The 16,118-nt window shown below is 40.8% G+C and carries 19 protein-coding genes and 1 pseudogene; 1 reads left to right on the plus strand and 19 read right to left on the minus strand.

From position 1 onward, the window contains the following. From V8V91_RS06015 to V8V91_RS06035, 5 genes are all read right to left on the minus strand, one after another. Entirely contained in the window at nt 1-297 is a 297-nt protein-coding gene (locus V8V91_RS06015) for a hypothetical protein (protein ID WP_373399287.1), read from the minus strand. Between the two features lie 103 nt (nt 298-400). Further along, nucleotides 401-1,387: an MATE family efflux transporter gene (locus tag V8V91_RS06020; RefSeq protein WP_373399288.1), complete on the minus strand. Its 987-nt coding sequence runs from the start codon at nt 1,385-1,387 to the stop codon at nt 401-403. A gap of 136 nt (nt 1,388-1,523) precedes the next feature. Then, a complete protein-coding gene (locus V8V91_RS06025) occupies nt 1,524-3,026 on the minus strand; it encodes an arylsulfatase (RefSeq protein WP_373399289.1) in 1,503 nt (500 codons plus the stop codon). Between the two features lie 64 nt (nt 3,027-3,090). Further along, on the minus strand, nt 3,091-4,203 hold the full coding sequence (locus V8V91_RS06030; RefSeq protein WP_373400631.1) for a sulfatase-like hydrolase/transferase: 1,113 nt from the start codon (nt 4,201-4,203) through the stop codon (nt 3,091-3,093). Nucleotides 4,204-4,275: 72 nt separating this feature from the next. After that, the gene (locus V8V91_RS06035; protein WP_373399290.1) at nt 4,276-4,737 is read right to left on the minus strand and encodes a sulfatase-like hydrolase/transferase; all 462 of its coding nucleotides are present in this window, start codon (nt 4,735-4,737) and stop codon (nt 4,276-4,278) included. Between the two features lie 351 nt (nt 4,738-5,088). On the opposite strand from V8V91_RS06035, the gene V8V91_RS06040 reads away from it, so the two are divergent. Beyond that, entirely contained in the window at nt 5,089-5,592 is a 504-nt protein-coding gene (locus tag V8V91_RS06040) for a DUF4397 domain-containing protein (protein ID WP_373399291.1), read from the plus strand. Between the two features lie 283 nt (nt 5,593-5,875). Here the strand turns inward: V8V91_RS06040 and V8V91_RS06045 are convergent, their stop codons facing one another. The 14 genes and pseudogenes from V8V91_RS06045 to V8V91_RS06110 all read right to left on the minus strand — a co-directional run bounded on the left by V8V91_RS06045 (nt 5,876) and on the right by V8V91_RS06110 (nt 16,073). Beyond that, nucleotides 5,876-6,253, minus strand: a complete 378-nt coding sequence (locus V8V91_RS06045) for a VOC family protein (RefSeq protein ID WP_373399292.1) — start codon at nt 6,251-6,253, stop codon at nt 5,876-5,878. Nucleotides 6,254-6,399: 146 nt separating this feature from the next. Next, the gene (locus tag V8V91_RS06050) at nt 6,400-7,032 is read right to left on the minus strand and encodes a hypothetical protein (protein ID WP_373399293.1); all 633 of its coding nucleotides are present in this window, start codon (nt 7,030-7,032) and stop codon (nt 6,400-6,402) included. A gap of 65 nt (nt 7,033-7,097) precedes the next feature. Next, nucleotides 7,098-7,772, minus strand: a complete 675-nt coding sequence (locus V8V91_RS06055) for a hypothetical protein (RefSeq protein ID WP_373399294.1) — start codon at nt 7,770-7,772, stop codon at nt 7,098-7,100. Further along, nucleotides 7,759-8,307 carry an RNA polymerase sigma factor gene (locus V8V91_RS06060; protein WP_373399295.1) on the minus strand — a complete coding sequence of 183 codons (549 nt, stop codon included), beginning with the start codon at nt 8,305-8,307 and terminating at the stop codon, nt 7,759-7,761. Before V8V91_RS06060 ends, V8V91_RS06055 begins: the two co-directional genes overlap by 14 nt. 82 nt (nt 8,308-8,389) lie before the next feature. Beyond that, entirely contained in the window at nt 8,390-8,575 is a 186-nt protein-coding gene (locus tag V8V91_RS06065; RefSeq protein WP_373399296.1) for a hypothetical protein, read from the minus strand. Nucleotides 8,576-8,634: 59 nt separating this feature from the next. After that, nucleotides 8,635-8,898: a hypothetical protein gene (locus tag V8V91_RS06070; RefSeq protein WP_373399297.1), complete on the minus strand. Its 264-nt coding sequence runs from the start codon at nt 8,896-8,898 to the stop codon at nt 8,635-8,637. Between the two features lie 8 nt (nt 8,899-8,906). After that, nucleotides 8,907-10,259 (minus strand): hypothetical protein, encoded by a 1,353-nt coding sequence (locus V8V91_RS06075; RefSeq protein ID WP_373399298.1) that lies wholly within the window; start codon nt 10,257-10,259, stop codon nt 8,907-8,909. Then, complete coding sequence (locus tag V8V91_RS06080; protein ID WP_373399299.1) at nt 10,256-12,190, minus strand: hypothetical protein; 1,935 nt, start codon at nt 12,188-12,190, stop codon at nt 10,256-10,258. The genes V8V91_RS06075 and V8V91_RS06080 overlap by 4 nt, the downstream gene beginning before the upstream one ends. After that, complete coding sequence (locus V8V91_RS06085) at nt 12,117-12,440, minus strand: hypothetical protein (protein WP_373399300.1); 324 nt, start codon at nt 12,438-12,440, stop codon at nt 12,117-12,119. The genes V8V91_RS06080 and V8V91_RS06085 overlap by 74 nt, the downstream gene beginning before the upstream one ends. Then, a complete protein-coding gene (locus V8V91_RS06090; protein ID WP_373399301.1) occupies nt 12,437-13,600 on the minus strand; it encodes a BatA domain-containing protein in 1,164 nt (387 codons plus the stop codon). The genes V8V91_RS06085 and V8V91_RS06090 overlap by 4 nt, the downstream gene beginning before the upstream one ends. Then, the gene (locus V8V91_RS06095) at nt 13,600-13,968 is read right to left on the minus strand and encodes a hypothetical protein (protein WP_373399302.1); all 369 of its coding nucleotides are present in this window, start codon (nt 13,966-13,968) and stop codon (nt 13,600-13,602) included. The genes V8V91_RS06090 and V8V91_RS06095 overlap by 1 nt, the downstream gene beginning before the upstream one ends. Continuing rightward, nucleotides 13,965-14,468 carry a DUF58 domain-containing protein gene (locus tag V8V91_RS06100; RefSeq protein ID WP_373399303.1) on the minus strand — a complete coding sequence of 168 codons (504 nt, stop codon included), beginning with the start codon at nt 14,466-14,468 and terminating at the stop codon, nt 13,965-13,967. The genes V8V91_RS06095 and V8V91_RS06100 overlap by 4 nt, the downstream gene beginning before the upstream one ends. Then, a pseudogene (locus V8V91_RS06105) lies at nt 14,458-15,452 on the minus strand (AAA family ATPase). The gene V8V91_RS06100 and the pseudogene V8V91_RS06105 overlap by 11 nt, the downstream one beginning before the upstream one ends. A gap of 6 nt (nt 15,453-15,458) precedes the next feature. Further along, complete coding sequence (locus V8V91_RS06110) at nt 15,459-16,073, minus strand: DUF4159 domain-containing protein (RefSeq protein WP_373399304.1); 615 nt, start codon at nt 16,071-16,073, stop codon at nt 15,459-15,461. Nucleotides 16,074-16,118 lie beyond the last annotated feature (45 nt).

The following is a 16,118-nucleotide window of genomic DNA, read 5'->3' on the forward strand; positions in this document are numbered from 1 at the left end:
TTAATTTATTCCTTGTTGAAGCCATAAATGCCGTTTTCTCAGCGTTCGGACTTTCCAATGTCCCGATTTATAATAGATAAAAGCCACTATCGCTGCAAATAGGTTGGAAATTGGGAAAGCCCACCATATTCCTTCAAAACCTAAATCTGTTTGGTAGGATAGGATAAAGCCCAGCGGAAACCGCACGATCCACATATTGAAAACTGAAATCAACATGGAAGCCTGTGTAAAGCGTGCCCCATTAAACAATCCGTTTAATACTTGTTGAACTCCCAACAAGCCGAAACTTGGGGCCATTATCTTGATAAACTTTGACCCTTCTCGAATTACTTGAGGATCATTGGGAACAAAAACCGAGTCAGTGGCTCTGCCAATAGAAATAATATCAAGCCTACCCCCGTCAATCCAAAAAGGCGATTTTACTGCTTAAATCCCCTATTTTTTCAGCACGCTTGATTTTGGCCGCTCCAATATTTTGACCGACAAGGGTCGTCGTGGCGATGGCAAAACCTAATGCAGGGACAATGACTAGGCTCAATATCCTGGCTCCAATTCCATAGGCAGCCACTACATTACTTCCAAAGCTTGTAACCAACATGACCATCACCGTCATGGCTCCAGCCCTGGAAGACTGCTCCAAACTGGCTGGGATGCCTAAGGAAAACAATCGCTTCACCCACTCCCATTGGGGAATCATATCTTTTAACTTAATTCTTATCCCTCGCTTGCCTCCCAACAAAATCGTCAACCCTACTACCGCTGAAATTCCCTGAGTGATCACACTTGCCACTGCTGCTCCTGCTACCCCATAGCCGGGGATGGATCCATAACCAAAAATAAAAAGGGGATCCAATACCAGGTTTAGAAAAACAGTGCCCAACACGATATACATGGGAAGCAACACATTTCCGATTCCCCGCATCAAGGATTGAAAAACAAAAAACATAAAAAGGAACACAAAACCCCAAGACGAGACCTGAAAATAGGAAACTGAATCTTCTAGGATTTCTGGACCTGCACCTATGAGTACCATTAAGGGTCTGGCAAAAAGAAAACCAATCACTCCTAGAAAAGTGGAAACCAACAATACCAAAGCCACCGTTTGTCCAGCAGAAAAATCAATCATTTTTTGATTGGAAGCGCCTTTGTATTGAGAAACAATGACGGTACCTGCCAAGGTCAACCCAGCACCTAAAGACAGGACTAAAAACAGGATCGGGAAACTGATACTCACTGCGGCAACGGCATTAGCACCTAATCTTCCAAGCCAGAACGTATCTATTAATTGGTAAGCAGTTTGAAGAATGTTGGCCATGATAATTGGCCAGGCTAGCATGGTTAAAGATTTAAAAATGCTTCCTTCTAGCAAACCTTGCTCATTTTTCATACGCTTTTCATCTCCTATTAGTCTACCTATCAACAATCAATTTAGTCCTAAAATAATTCCGAAAGGTATTCAAACAAAAAAGGATTTAAAAGGACTTTCATCCATTTCAAATCCTTCTTATGTAGGGAATAAAAGCTTAATTAATCGTTACATCGACTTTCTTCCCGGTAATTCTTTCAAAGTCTTGTATCATCTCGGAAACAAGATCAGGTTGCTGCTCTGCCAAATTTTGTTGTTGACCTATGTCTGATTTCAAATCATACAATTGTATATGGGGATCATTCCCTATCTCTATATTCACCGTCTCAATTTTTGCAGCTCCTTTATGAGGAGGAATCATCACATAGTCTCCTTTTCTAATTGCCAGCCTACTGGTTGCCTCCAATATCAACTCATCCCTTCCTTGATCTGATTTTCCCAGAAATACATGCAGGAAATCCTCACTATCCTCCCCTTTTTTTGTACTACCCGCTAAGCGTCCCAAAGAAGTCATCAGGTCAATTTGAGAAACTAACGCATCAGAAACACCCGGTTGAATGGTTCCTTTCCAATAGGTGAAAAACGGCACTCTCGTTCCTGCCTCAAACAGACTATACTTCCCTCCTCTCAGAGGACCCGCAGGGGTATGATCTCCAAGCATCTCTACGGCATTGTCATAATACCCATCATTCAAAACAGGACCATTGTCGCTGGAAAAAACTATCAATGTATTTTCTAATAATCCTTCTTCTTCCAAGGTTTTTATAAACTCTCCTAGTACCCAATCTGCTTCAACTATGACATCTCCACGAGGCCCCATTCCTGAGGAACCCACAAATCTAGGATGGGGTGTTCTAGGGACATGTGGCTGTTGGAGCGCATAATACAAGAAAAATGGTTCTTCCTTATGGGTTTTCACATAGTCCTGAGCCTTCTTCAAAAAGTGATCGGCCATATCCACATCACTCCATTTGGCAGATTCCCCTCCTTTCATAAAACCAATTCTGGGAATCCCATTGACGATGCTATTGTTATGTCCATGATGCCATTTCATGGTCAATAATTCCGGGTTATCCAGCCCCGTTGGCTCACCTTCAAAATTACTTGAATAGTCCACTTCAATAGGATCATTTGGATCCAAACCATCTACCTCGCCATTGTGGATATATACCGTAGGAACCCGATCCTGGGTAGCAGCCAATATGTAACTGTAATCAAAGCCCACATCATTCGGTCCCGGAGAAATATATTCATTCCAATTGGTAATTCCATCACCAAGGCCCAAATGCCATTTTCCGACGATCCCTGTGTAATAGCCTTGTTCCCTTAATAGCTTAGGCAATGTCAATTGTGCCGTATCGATAATCAAAGGTGCTGTCCCCGGCAAAATACGGGCGTTTTTATTTCTCCATGGATAAGTGCCCGTAAGTAAGGCATAACGGCTTGGGGTACAAGTGGCTGAGGAAGCGTAGCCATTGGTAAACCTTACCCCTCCATTGGCCAAGCGATCCATAGTCGGGGTATTGATCTCTGTGGCTCCATAAGCCCCTATATCCCCATACCCTAAATCATCCATATAGATGATCACAATATTGGGTTTGGATGGCTGCACTTCAGCATCTGCTTCCGTACCAGAAGAACAACTTACTAGGACACTCATCAGCCCTATCCCTAGTGATAAAAGAAAAGTAGATTTTAGGTTCATGTGTTATAGATAATCAAATTTATTTTTTGTCTAAAAGCATGGAATTACTTCCATTTTTCAACTGTTGATACGTTTCAATTTTATCCAAATCCTGGAAATCAGTTTGATTTACCCAACCATACTTCACATCCTCTCCCTTTAGGTAGCGCTCATAAAAATTTACTCCTCCCTGATCTGCATAAGGATAACTTTCTAGAACATCTCCTTTCCCAAACATTCTAGGATCCCCTTGTTCGGTCAACGCAGTCACCATTTCCATGCGCATCTTCTGGAGAATATCCTGGTATTCTTCCTCCAATGCCAAATTGCTCATACAGTCGGGATCATTCTTAATATCATACAATTCTTCTTCATTTCTTTTACCAAATGACCAATTCCAAAATTGAAATGTATCTGGGGAATAAATACTATTTAAAATCACCGTTTTGGTAGCACCTCCATCCGTATTCAGGTATCCAGTCTCCGGATTACCTACAGGCCATCTATCGGTTTTGTAGTTTTTCAGGTAAAGCATCCCCTCTTTGACCATCCCACGAATCGGATATCCTGCATCATTGGGTCTGCCCACATCATGCCGCTCTTTTCCGATTAAAACCTGTCCTCTATCATCTGTGATTTTCCCCTCTTTATCAGAAAATAAAATCTCCGTTAAGCTCTTGCCTGTAATAGTTTCCATTCCTGAATTTTCTTCAGAAATCCCTGCCAATTCTAAAAAAGTAGGGGCAAAATCAATAAAGCTTACCAAGTCCTCTACAATTCTACCCGTAGACTTAATTCCTGCAGGCCACATCATCGCCAAAGGTAAATGGTTTGAATATTCATATTCCTGTCCCTTGATCCTTGGGAATGCCATGCCATTATCGGAAGTAACTATGACCAAGGTATTCTCCAACTGTCCAGATGCTTCCAATTGATCCAGCATTTTTCCTAGCTGCTTGTCAAAATATTCTATTTCAAAAGCATAATCCAAAAGGTCCGTTCTGACAGAATCCACCTGAGGCCAGAATGAATAAATATCCTCATCCTTCACTTGGCTAAGCTGCTTTCCTCCCTTTGCAATACCGGAGCCATATTCATAACCTCTGTGAGGTTCTAAACCACCATACCAAAAAAGAAAGGTTCTCCTCTTTATTGTCTTTTAAAAAAGCTTCAAAATTGGCCGCATAATCTACATTGCTGATATGAGGTGTGGGCGGAGTTAACTTTAGTTCATTGTACCGATGTACCAATAAATCTCTTGAACTTCCATCTGCATGTTTTGCAACCCCGGCGCCCAACCTTTCCCCGTATAGCCAACATGGTATCCATTTTCAGCCAAGGATTCTGCAACAGACTTAAACTTCACGGGAAAATAAGCCCAATGATTGACCGCTTCTTCCAATTGCCAGGAGTTCCTGCCCGTCAAAATATTTGACCTGGAAGGTCCACATTTTGCATTTGGGGTATAGGCATTCTGAAAAAGTATTCCCTGAGCGGCAACCCGGTCAAAATTAGGAGTATTGATCCAATCACTTCCATAAGCCCCCATATGCATATAGGTGACATCATCCATGATCGCAAATAAGATATTCGGTTGCTGGGGAATCTTATCTTCTGGGTTGCTACAACCCAATAAGGCAAATAATACTCCAGCGTAGGAAATCAGGATCTTAAAGGTCTTAGCCATTATTTTGGGATCAATCACCCCAAACCCTAAAGGCTAGGTATTTTGGGGAGTGTTATTGTTAATTTATAACCAAACTTCAAATGATAATTCCGCTTTAGGTCGATTCCAGAAAAGTTGAACCTTTCTTTTTGCCTACAAGCGAACAAACAACCTTTCGAAGTCCGTAGTTTATGAAATCAAATTACTTGGTCAATTCCCATAATCCAAACTAATACGAAGATCCTATCAGAAATTATCAAAAAGGAACCATCAATGGATAAAACTCAAAGAAATCGAAAAAAGAACACAACGATTGATGCGTTTCTAGGAAAGACCACGTCACAGTTGTGAAAAATTAATTAACCTACTATTATGCTTAACAAAGTGAAAAATTGGTCTAACAAACATTTAAGATCATTACTTGCCCTTTTACTTATTGGTGCTACAGTTTCTTTAACCAGCTGCTTTGATGATGATGAAACCATTCCTGTACCCCCTGCAGCTTACGTTTTAGTGTACCAAGGTTCTCCTGATGCCCCAGAAATGGATATCTATGCAAATCAGAACAAAATCAACAACTACCCAATCAGATATGCAGATGGGGTTAATTATGGCCCATTCTATACTGGAGAAAGAACGTTTAAATTTACTTCAGTCAATTCCCTGAGTTCCATTTTAGAAAAGGATTTTACCATCAAGGAGGATAGTGTTTACTCTATTTTCGTTTTGGACCATCTTTCTCAGATCGACGCAATCTTGGTTCAGGATGAATGGGAAGAGCCTGTAGCCGAAGAAGCCCAACTTAGATTGGTCCACTTATCTCCTGATGCTGGAGATGTTATTTTAGAAATCTCAGAACAGAGTCTGCTTTTGTAAGTGACCTGGCTTTTGGAACTGCAAGTGATTTTGAAGGAATAGAAGCTGGGACGTTCGACCTAACGGTGAAGTCTTCCACTACCGGAGAAACCCTGGTCACAGCAACCGATATTGAGCTGAAAGGTAACCGGGTAATTACCTTAATATTAAGGGGTTTAACATCAAGCACCGATAATGACAAAAAGATTGATCTACAGCTGATCACCAATTATATCAATTATTAATAGCTAACCACAGTCAATGAAATCCCAAAGCCTCTGCTTTGGGATTTTTTTGCGGTATACTAGACGTCCTCCAAAATGGACAAAATGTTTCCCGCAGGATCTTTAAACCAGGCGATTAAGGGCCCTGAGTTTCTGCAGATACCTTTTTCATCTGTTTTGATCGGATCTTGGTATTGCTCAAATACGACACCTTTTGCAATCAGTTCATCCACTGCTTTTTCCACATCTTTTACAGGAAAATTCAATACAGTAAATGTGGCAGGTTGATGATTGGTCTTAGGGTAAATCATGATTTGATTGTCATCAGGGAATTTGAGACAAAGTATTCCCATGGGCAATTTCTCCACTTCAACCCCTAAAATCTCCCTATAAAAAATTTTTGCCTCATGAAGATCGTCTACAGAGAACCCACCGAATGCTTTTGTATTCGTAAACATAGTGTTAAAAGGTTTTAATTGTTAAACAACTCAGGAAATTCAGGGGCTATTGTAGAAATCCAATTTCTACAAAAAAATATAAAAAAAGGTTTGAAGACATATATTCTTCAAACCCTTCAAGGAAAGCAGGAAATTCTATCTGTTTCCTACTTTTCTGAACCTCCGAAATTCAACTTGAGGCTGGCTCCAAACATTCCGAAATTTGTCCCAAATCCTGAAATGGATCTCAACTGGTGATTATAAAATGGCATGACCAAATAATTGGCATGTTTTGTCTCCACCAATCGAATATTTACCCCAAAATTAAGCGTGGCAAATGGATAGAATTTAGAATCTTCTGTTTGTAAAACTTCTGTTTGGGATACGGCTACGCTGGATAATGCAAATGCACTACTATTCGCATCTGAGAAGTTATTGACTGCTACTTGTTCATTGATGGTAGTGCTTTGTTCTGCACTTTGATTAATCGCAAAGAGATTAGAAAATCCCGCTTGAATGGAGACCGCATTATTTCTAGTTACCGGGTATTTAAAGTAAACCGGCATCTCCAATTGTACCTGCTGAATATTTTGCTTTTCCACCTGAGAGGTACGATACCCTGCTATGGTCACAGGCATTTGAGACTTATTTTGCTGACTCATGTAATTCAATCCAAAGCCTGAACCAATTGTCAATTTCCCTGGCAGATCCACATCCAACAACATCCCAACTCCAATGCTTGACGCTGTGGTATTCACATCATCCTGCTGTATGGTTCCAAATCCTGGTGATACACCCATCCCCAAGGAAACCGTTGCATGATCTTTTGGAATCTCAGGAAAATCCTCCTCCTCAACTTTCGCTATCAGTTGATTATCCTGTTCTTTTTGATTTTTACCACTGTTTCCTGCGCTGCTTGAGCTTCAGGTTGCTTGTCCAGTGTTGCAATCAATCCGGAAGTGGAAGTTGGTAGTTCGGTATTTTTCTTTACCTCTTCTTTTATTGGATTAGCAGTCTGCTGCTCCTCCAATTCCTTTACTTCTTCAAGTGCAATCAGATTTTCTGCTTTACCTGCTTTGCTGAAAGAAGGTATTGCCTCCGTATTCTGAACTGATCTCTCTGACTCAATTTCCTCATCCGGTTCATTACTGCTACTACCATTATTCGGCTGAAGTTGATGAGACTCAGCCAATAATTCCGGCTCAGGACTTTTGCCCTCTTCCTCTTTTAAATCTGAATCAGAGGCCTCCTCTTGAATCGGTTTCTCTTCCTGCTGTTGGAATGGTTCTGATCGCATTTCCGTAGCAACCAACTCCTGATCAGGTTCAAGGTCACTTTGGAAGAATACTTGACTGATTCCTACCAATAGAAGTAAAGAGGCTGCTACTGCACCCATCCAATAATAGGAAGCACGACGTTTCCTGGAATTCCTCACTTTTTGGAATTCCTCCCATGCCCCGATTTCATAAGGCAATTGCCCCTCCTCCAGATGTTTTTTCAGGGAAGAAGCAATCCATTCATCCGACTTATCTTCCTTCATATTCTTTTAAATGTATATGGACCAATTGTCGAAGTTTAACCTTGGCTCGAGTCAAATAAACTCGTGAAGAGCCTTCCGTTATCCCCATTTTATCCGAAATTTCCTTATGACTGTAGCCCTCCACTTCATAGAGATTGAATACTAGCTTTTGATCTTCCGGCAATTGGTTTATTAGCTTTAATATATCCTCAAACCCCAAACTTGATAGGGCATTGACCTCTACCTCATTGGGAATATCTATTTCTAAATCAAGATGACTTTGAAACTTCTTGTTTTTCCTATAATAATCTATGGCCGTATTGACAGTGATCCTTCTAAGCCAAGCTTTCACGGTTTTAAAGCTTTCGACTTTCTTGATGGAAGCAAAAAATTTTAAAAAAGCATCATTGGTGATTTCCAATGCCAAATCCCGCTCCTTGGAATAGGACAGACTGATTCCCATGACATAGCCATAGTACTTTTTGTAGAATACCTCTTCATGTTTGGCAGACCTCCGTTTGCAACCGGCGATCAACTCCTCTTCCGTATAGTTCAATTCAATACGCTATTTCTTAGACAGCCAAAGTTGGCTGATTTTTTTCTATTCTTATTTCTTCATTAGGCATAGTTCTTCGTACCTAATCCAAAACCGAATGATCTATACGGTGAAAATTCTTAAGATGATACATTCCCGAATCTTCAAACTCATTCAATTCTCCTTGATTAATTAAACATTGCTCTATTAAACCGCATGCATTACCATTTTCTTCGAGCGTAAACCCGAAAAAGAACAACAACAAAATCACCTTAATAAAGACTTTCATGATGGTTTTTCAACCATTACGTGGCTGATGGGCTGAATGCAACATGGACCTTAAAAAAATCAATAGTTTATTCTAGGTTCTACCCACAAAGCCCCAAGAAGGATTAAAAAAAGAACTAAAAACACCCATTCTGAAACCCCGCTTTTCTCCACTCCGGATTGCAAATCAATTTGATTTCCAGCTCCTTCCCTGAAAAATTCAGCCAGAATCCTCTCAGATCGAACGGAATTCAATTCATTCTCCCCATATACATACACTTCCATGGAGTCTGCCAAAGAAACCCAGCCGGAATCCAAGGAGATAAATTGAGCTCTTTTTGTCAATGGATTGATCAGGTCCTGTTGAAAAAAACAGTATCCCGGTTGAGCAAGATGGACTCTGCTTCCCTATTGATTCCATTATATACTATTTCAGCAACTTGATTCGTAAATACCGGAGCTGAATGATTCCAGTTTTCAAGTTCACCAGGAGTGACTAGGGATAGAATTTCATTCCAAATCTGCTCATAAGCGAGCGTATCCCCACTTTGGTATTTAGGAAATGTCTGACTTAGTAAACTGAACCCAATTTTCAAATCACCCTGATCCTGAACAGCTACTGAATTCTCAAACAACATTTTCTGCCCCGTTTTTGGAACAAAAGCATAGGGTAAGGCCTCAATTCCTGAATCTAACACTCGATAATCCTCGCTGGTACTTCTAGTGATCTCAAAGTTTGTTTCATAAAGCTCATTCAACGCCTTGACATCGGATTCTGGATTCTGGGAATTAATCAATAAGATCCCTGCAATACCCGCATCGTTATCCAGATATCCATTGCCCGATCGGAGTTGTTCTATATCATTGATCAGAATATTCAATGAGTCCAATTCCTGGCTTCCAGAAGCGATTTCACTGGAGCGGGAAACTATTATCTGTTCTTCTACCTTTGCTCCTTTTTTGATTAAATATTGGCTTAAAGCACGGACTTCAGGATCTGGAAAGGAGAATTGGAGGCTATAACTTTTGGGTTTAGTAGCCTGAGCAAAAAATCGGATTTCATCTTGAAGTGAATCATTCAAATAAAGTCCCCATTCATTCCTGCCTGAAATGTAAACTGGGAAATTAAACTCAACTCTATTGGTACCGGCATGAAGAGAATCATAAGCGATACGTAGTTCAAGGATTCTGAGTTCAAGTAGAGATGGCTTATCCACCTGAATTTCACCTGCTATTTTTTGAATTTCTCCCTGATTAAGAAGCCCCCTCCAATGAATATGCTCCACCTTATTTGGGCTGCCAGTTCGTATCCAATTCACTTTTTTCCCGACCAACTTATTCAACTCAAAACCTGAATAACCTTTCCCAATCAAATAGACAGGATTCCCCTTTCCGTGATACTCTTCAATGGGTACCTCTCGCTTTAACACCAAGCTATCTTTTAGGAAGCGAATCCTTTCCTGAGGAATATCTTTTGAATACACCAACACTGGTTCAGAAGCCATCGTGGAAATCCAGGCAGGCTGGAATAGATAGGCAAGCAAACAGGTAGCAAAAAGGATATTTAATAAAGACTTTGTCCATTTCCTGTGGTTGGAAATCTTCAAATTATAAATCCAAAACAACTGAAACCCCAGAACCAGGATAGTCAGGATAGTAAAAACGGTCAACCAGCCGATGGGTATGGAAGGATTAAAATTCATCATTTGATATATTTCCAAAAAGCACGCTCCAAGTCCTGTTGCTGTAAATAAGAAGTTGACTTTCTTTCACCACTTACTGCGAAAGGATAAATGGACTCGAATAATTGAATTTTTCCTTCCCTGGAAATCTCACCTGAGGAAAGCTGCTGTAATTCCAGTAACACCGACCATTCCTCCATGCCAGAGTATTGCATTTTGGCTGTCCATAACTTCCCAAATTCAGTAATGATCAACTGATCATCACCATTCAATTCATTTTTTGACATCAATCCGATCACCTGGGAAGCTAGCGGCCCAATTTTCTCCTGAAGGATCACCTGTTCCTTTCTTATCTGTTGGTCTAAATCATCTAATTCTCCCGTCAATCTTTTCTCCTCTTCTTTGATTGGAGGAGGATCAAAACCAGTTCTCTTGACATAAACTCGCGATTTTTGCTGCACGGATTTTAGATATTCCAAAGCCTTCTTTTCAAATGGCAAGGCTTTCTCCGGTTCATATAATCTCAAATAGAGTTCCGATTCCCACATTTGCTCCAAGGCCATTTTCAAAGCGTTTTTCGTAGATTCCTCAAAAAATGTATTGGTCTCTTCCTCTTCATGGTTATGCATGTAAGCACTTAACAAATCTCCCAATCCGGATTCATCTTCACTGGCATGTTCTTCTTCGGAATGGCTCTCTTCAACTACTGTTTCGGAAGCTCCAAGATTTACAGCCATTTCATGTTCTCCCTCTTCATCATGGGCATGCCTATACCCAGCTAAAATATCCCCATCATCTTCCACCATGGATCCACCTCCAGCAGAATTCTCAAATTCTTCACCTAGGTATTGACCATATCGTAATCGTAATAATTTTTGATCATAGCCAATATTGTTGGAAGTTTCATTGAATGTTTGCTCTTTCATGGTACTGCGTTCAGCAATCAATTTTTCCGTATCGATAATAATTTGGCGCTGGCTTCTGAAATACTCTGGCAACACATTGATCGCCATTCCGGCCATTTCAGTCTCTCCCAATCCGGAGGAATCAACGTATTTGATGAAATAAGTGTCCGACCTTGAATAATTAGATTCAGGTAATTTATTATCCTTTGCTGCCCAATAATAATACAGCTCATCCCCCTGTTGAAATTCCAGGGCATCAAAATCAATTTGGACAGTCACAGTAGCTGATTTAAAATCCCTTTCCTCCAGATCGATCCTGCTCTCACGAAACTTTACATTCTCTCCAGATCCTCTGGCCAAGGTAGCTACCAGGTACACTTCCTTCACCCTAAAATCATCAGAAACCCTAGCCTCCAGATTCATTACCTGTGGATCTTTCTGAAAATGAAACTTGTACACTTCCTTTTCAGAAGGCTGAATCAAAGGCACCTTATCCTCAAAAACTTCCATCGTGAAAAAAGAGGATTCAAATACCTTTTCTTCGCCTTGGTACCCTCGAAGTGCATAGATCCCTGATCCTAATGCCTCATCCTTTAAAGAATAGATCTGATTCTCTTTTGTAAAAATCAATTCCTCACCCTGAGAATTAACCATGGTCACATTCAATTGATCTGAATTGGAAAAAGCAGCGATCCATTTTATTTCGGATCCTTTAATTGTCTTAATCTCGAGCGTATTTTGTTCTTGAACTGGCAGCCCTGTATAGGCAGGTGGGCGAATAGTCACATGAAGTTCAGACAATGCCACAAGTGGAGTTGCCTCCTCAGTTGCCAAGGTATTTCTTATTTCAGGTTGCCCCTTTTCTTGGTTAATAGTGGAATTCCAGTCCACAAAACTTAAGGCAAATACCCCTGCACAAATCAGGAAAAACACCATAAACACCTTTAAGCCATCCTGATAAATGGAAGGATACTGTTCAGGAACCTGATGGTTGATCCGCTCCCACTGAAGTGTTTCCGCTAGATTTTTTCTTTTTGTCCAATAACTCAAGACTGAATTCCAAGGCAGGTAAGCGCTCGTGAAGGATCTGTAAAGCATGGGATTTTTGATCTTTGAACAGTCCTTGGAAATAGGCCCCAATTGCAAATGAAATTATTGAAATAGAAAATGTAACAGCCAATGAATCTTGAAATGCATCAAACAACAATCCTGACCCTAGTACTATAAACATAGACTTGATGAGTGCATTGAGTCTTAGCTGAAGCTGAATATGGTCTATATGTTTTTCAATTTTACTCATATCCCCCGCTGGTTAGAGAAATAACGTTCTGCCCCATAGGTGAGGACAATCAATGCAACCAGAACGATCTCAAAGCCAGACTTTTTATCTTCTTTGGGAATCTCTTTAGCTATAAATCGAGCCTCTATTTGATGTTGGGTCACTTCCACAGACAAGGGTTGTACTCCAAGAAACTCCAGAAAGTTTACTAAAATAAATTCAGGAAGTTGGCCATTCCTGATCATCTCAGATTGATCAAAATTCAATTGCTCAGGAATCAAAACCACATTTTGATCCATCGAATACCCTTGATGGGATACTAGAAAATAGCATGTGGATGGATCCAATTGATCAGGCTTTTGGGAATCGAAAACCAAATTCCCTTCGTCTTGTTGATCCGTTTCGACACTCTTGATTTTCATCACTTCCGAAATTGACTTCACTGCTGCCCGAATGGTGCTTTTCTCTTCCTCCTCTAGATTTCCTAGGAAATAGGATAGTTCTAGCAACTCATTCTTGGATGGGTTCAAGGAGCTTGTACTACTTACTTCCAAAACCCCTAGTTCATTTTGTTCGAGCACATAGCTTGAATCAGCCTTTATGGATGTGAACGCCTGCTTCATTTTTGCGGATTTTGCGATATGAACAATCGGCTTCACAGGACTAATGATTGGGATTTCAGGCAAATAGCTTTGGGAATTCGGTAGGTAGATGTGGAGCTCGGATATTGGTCCTTCCAAGTTGTTCAAAGCCTCTTGCACCCCTTTTTCAACCAGCCAATTGGGATTTATTTCAGTAGTTACTTCGGACAATTCAGGTTCCAACCAAAACACTTCCTCTCCTGCGTCCAATGCCCTATCTATTTCAAATCTATATTCCTCAAAAACCTGTTGATCTGGAGTCACCAAATGTACAGTTTTGGTTTCATCAGCTAGCAGCCAGGACTTGACGATCAATTTTGAAAGCAACAACACCAATAGGGTCAAGAGGATCAATCGTAAGAACAATACCAGGATTTGATCTAAACGAATGGATTTAGAGGATTGATTTTCTTGCTCGGAAAGCCAGGCCATGGCTGCCCAAGAAATGGTCTTCCCCTTTTTCCCATTCCATAAATGAATGGCTATTGGGAGGGACAATCCTAACAATCCCCAGAGCAATATGGGTTGTAAAAACTCCATTAGAAAAAAGACCTTTTTGAAAGAAATTTAGAAATGACTGATACCATGGGTTCATCAATGGTTTCTTGCATCAAATGAATATTGGGCTGGTGAAATGCCTCTTTTAAGGATTTCAAATACGCATCAATCGCTTGATTGTATTCCTTTTTTGCTGTCGCTCCATCCAAGGTAATCTCTCGATCACTTTCAAGATCCTTGAAAACAAAACTGCCTTTCATATCAAACGCTACCTCCTGTTTTCCTAAAAGCTGAAACAATACAATCTCTTTTTGTGGATGTTTCATTTCTTCTACAATCTCCACCCATTCCTGGTCTTTTTGTAAAAAATCAGAAACCAAAAGAATCAATTCCTTTTGTTTATTTTTCAATGCGGGAAAGGATTGCTTAGATATGGGCCAAGAACCGGATGCTTCCTCTGACTCCAAACAATACAAAATACGCTGGAAGCTTTTGGGGAAGGTGCCACTTTCTGAGTAAGCGTACCCTCGTGAAAAGTAAAATACGAGAGGGAATCTCCCTGTAGATGGGCTAAATATGCAATCGTAGCGATGATGTTTTTGGCATAATCAATCCGCCTCACTCCATTTTCTTCATAATTCATTGAGCCAGACAAATCCAGCATCAAAGTGATTTGCAAATGACTCTCTGCTTGGGATTCCTTAATCATGTATTTCCCAGATCTCGAGAAGTATTTCCAGTCTATTCTTTTGGGATCGTCTCCAGGTTCGTAATATCTGTATTGTTCAAACTCAGATCCGGCTCCCACCCGCTTTCCAAGATGGATTCCTTGCTTTAGTTGTTCGCTGATGATCTTAGCAGACAACCTCAAGTTATTGAGTTTGATGATTTCCAGATTACTAGCTTGCATGTAGCGGGAGGGAATCTACAATTTGAGTGATCACCGCATCGGCTGCAATATTTTCTGCCTCTGCTCTAAAATGCAGTGATAATCGATGTCTCAATACCGGAAAGGCTAAGGTTCTGATATCTTCCGGGGTGACTGCAAACCTACCTTTCACGATGGCCCTAGCTTTGGCACATAATATCAAGGCCTGACCTGCACGGGTACCTGCACCCCATTCCACATATTCACGAACCGCCTCGACTTGTGAGGTATCAGGTCTGGTAGACCGGATCAACTTATTGATATGCGCTAGTAATTTGGAGTCGATATGCACTTCCCGAGTCAGTTTTTGAAGCTTCTTCACTTCTGTGGCTGACAACACGATTTCAGGTTTACCGGAATAAGTTCCGGTAGTTTTTCCAATACCTCCAGTTCTTCTTGTTCTGAAGGATAGGCTAGTTTGATGTACAATAAAAATCTATCCAACTGCGCTTCCGGAAGTGGATATGTTCCGGATTGTTCAATTGGGTTCTGGGTGGCAATGATTAAAAATGGGTCTGGAAGTGGATGAATTTGCCCTCCATACGTCACCATTTTCTCCTGCATCGCTTCCAAAAGTGCAGCCTGGGTCTTGGGTGGGGTTCTGTTGATTTCATCCGCCAACACCATATTTGCAAAGATGGGACCTCGGTTAAACTGGAAGAATTTCTTTCCTGTTTCATGATCTTCCTCTAAAATTTCAGTCCCTAAAATATCCCCTGGCATCAAGTCCGGAGTAAACTGAATACGTTTAAACTGGAGCTCCATTACTTCAGAGATGGTCTTGACCATTAAGGTTTTGGCTAAGCCTGGAACCCCTTCCAGCAAGCAGTGACCTCCTGCCAGCAACGTAATAATGATCTCATCCAGAATTTCTTCCTGGCCCACGATCACTTTAGCAATTTCTTTTTTCAGCAGCGGAATCTTTTCTACCAACTCCTTGTACTCTGCTAATTCTATATTTTCCAATACGTGTTAGGTTAAAGCATAGACCACGATGTTGACACCAAACTTGGTGTTATCAACTTTGAGGAAGCGCTTGTTTCTAAAATCATAGTCCCATTCGCAACCATAATCTTTATTACTATAAAGGACTCCTATCCTTCCATTGATCAGGATGGCTTTGAGATAGTCATGGACCAAATCATCACCCCAGCCATTCAGTTCGAAGGAAGTGGCAGGAGGACCATCTTCAAATTTGAAGAAGCAATTATAAATCCAGTGGTCATTTGGGATTTTTTGTAAAGCATCCGGGCCAAATATCTCTGCCATTTCTGCTTCGAAGGATTTTGCAAAGAGCCCATCAATATCATGGTTGCAATCATCTGCAAAGACGAATCCTCCATGCTCTACATACGTTTTAAAATTGGATCGCTCTTGAGCAGAGAAATCCACCAATTTATGCCCACTTATGTAGCAAAAGGGGCTTTTGAATAGTTCAGGGCTGCTCAACTCCACCACCTTTTCGGTTTCATCCACTGGTATGGTGGTGTATTCTACCAAAGAATGTATCAAATTGGACGGCATCCTTTGATCAGTATCCCAGTTTCCTGAATTGTATTTTATTCTTGTGAAAAAGAAAGGGCGCATGTAGTTGGTCAGTTTTTCGATAGACAGTGAAAACGTAAGCAGTGA

The sequence above is a fragment of the Algoriphagus halophilus genome (assembly GCF_041729275.1).
GTDB lineage: Bacteria > Bacteroidota > Bacteroidia > Cytophagales > Cyclobacteriaceae > Algoriphagus > Algoriphagus halophilus_A.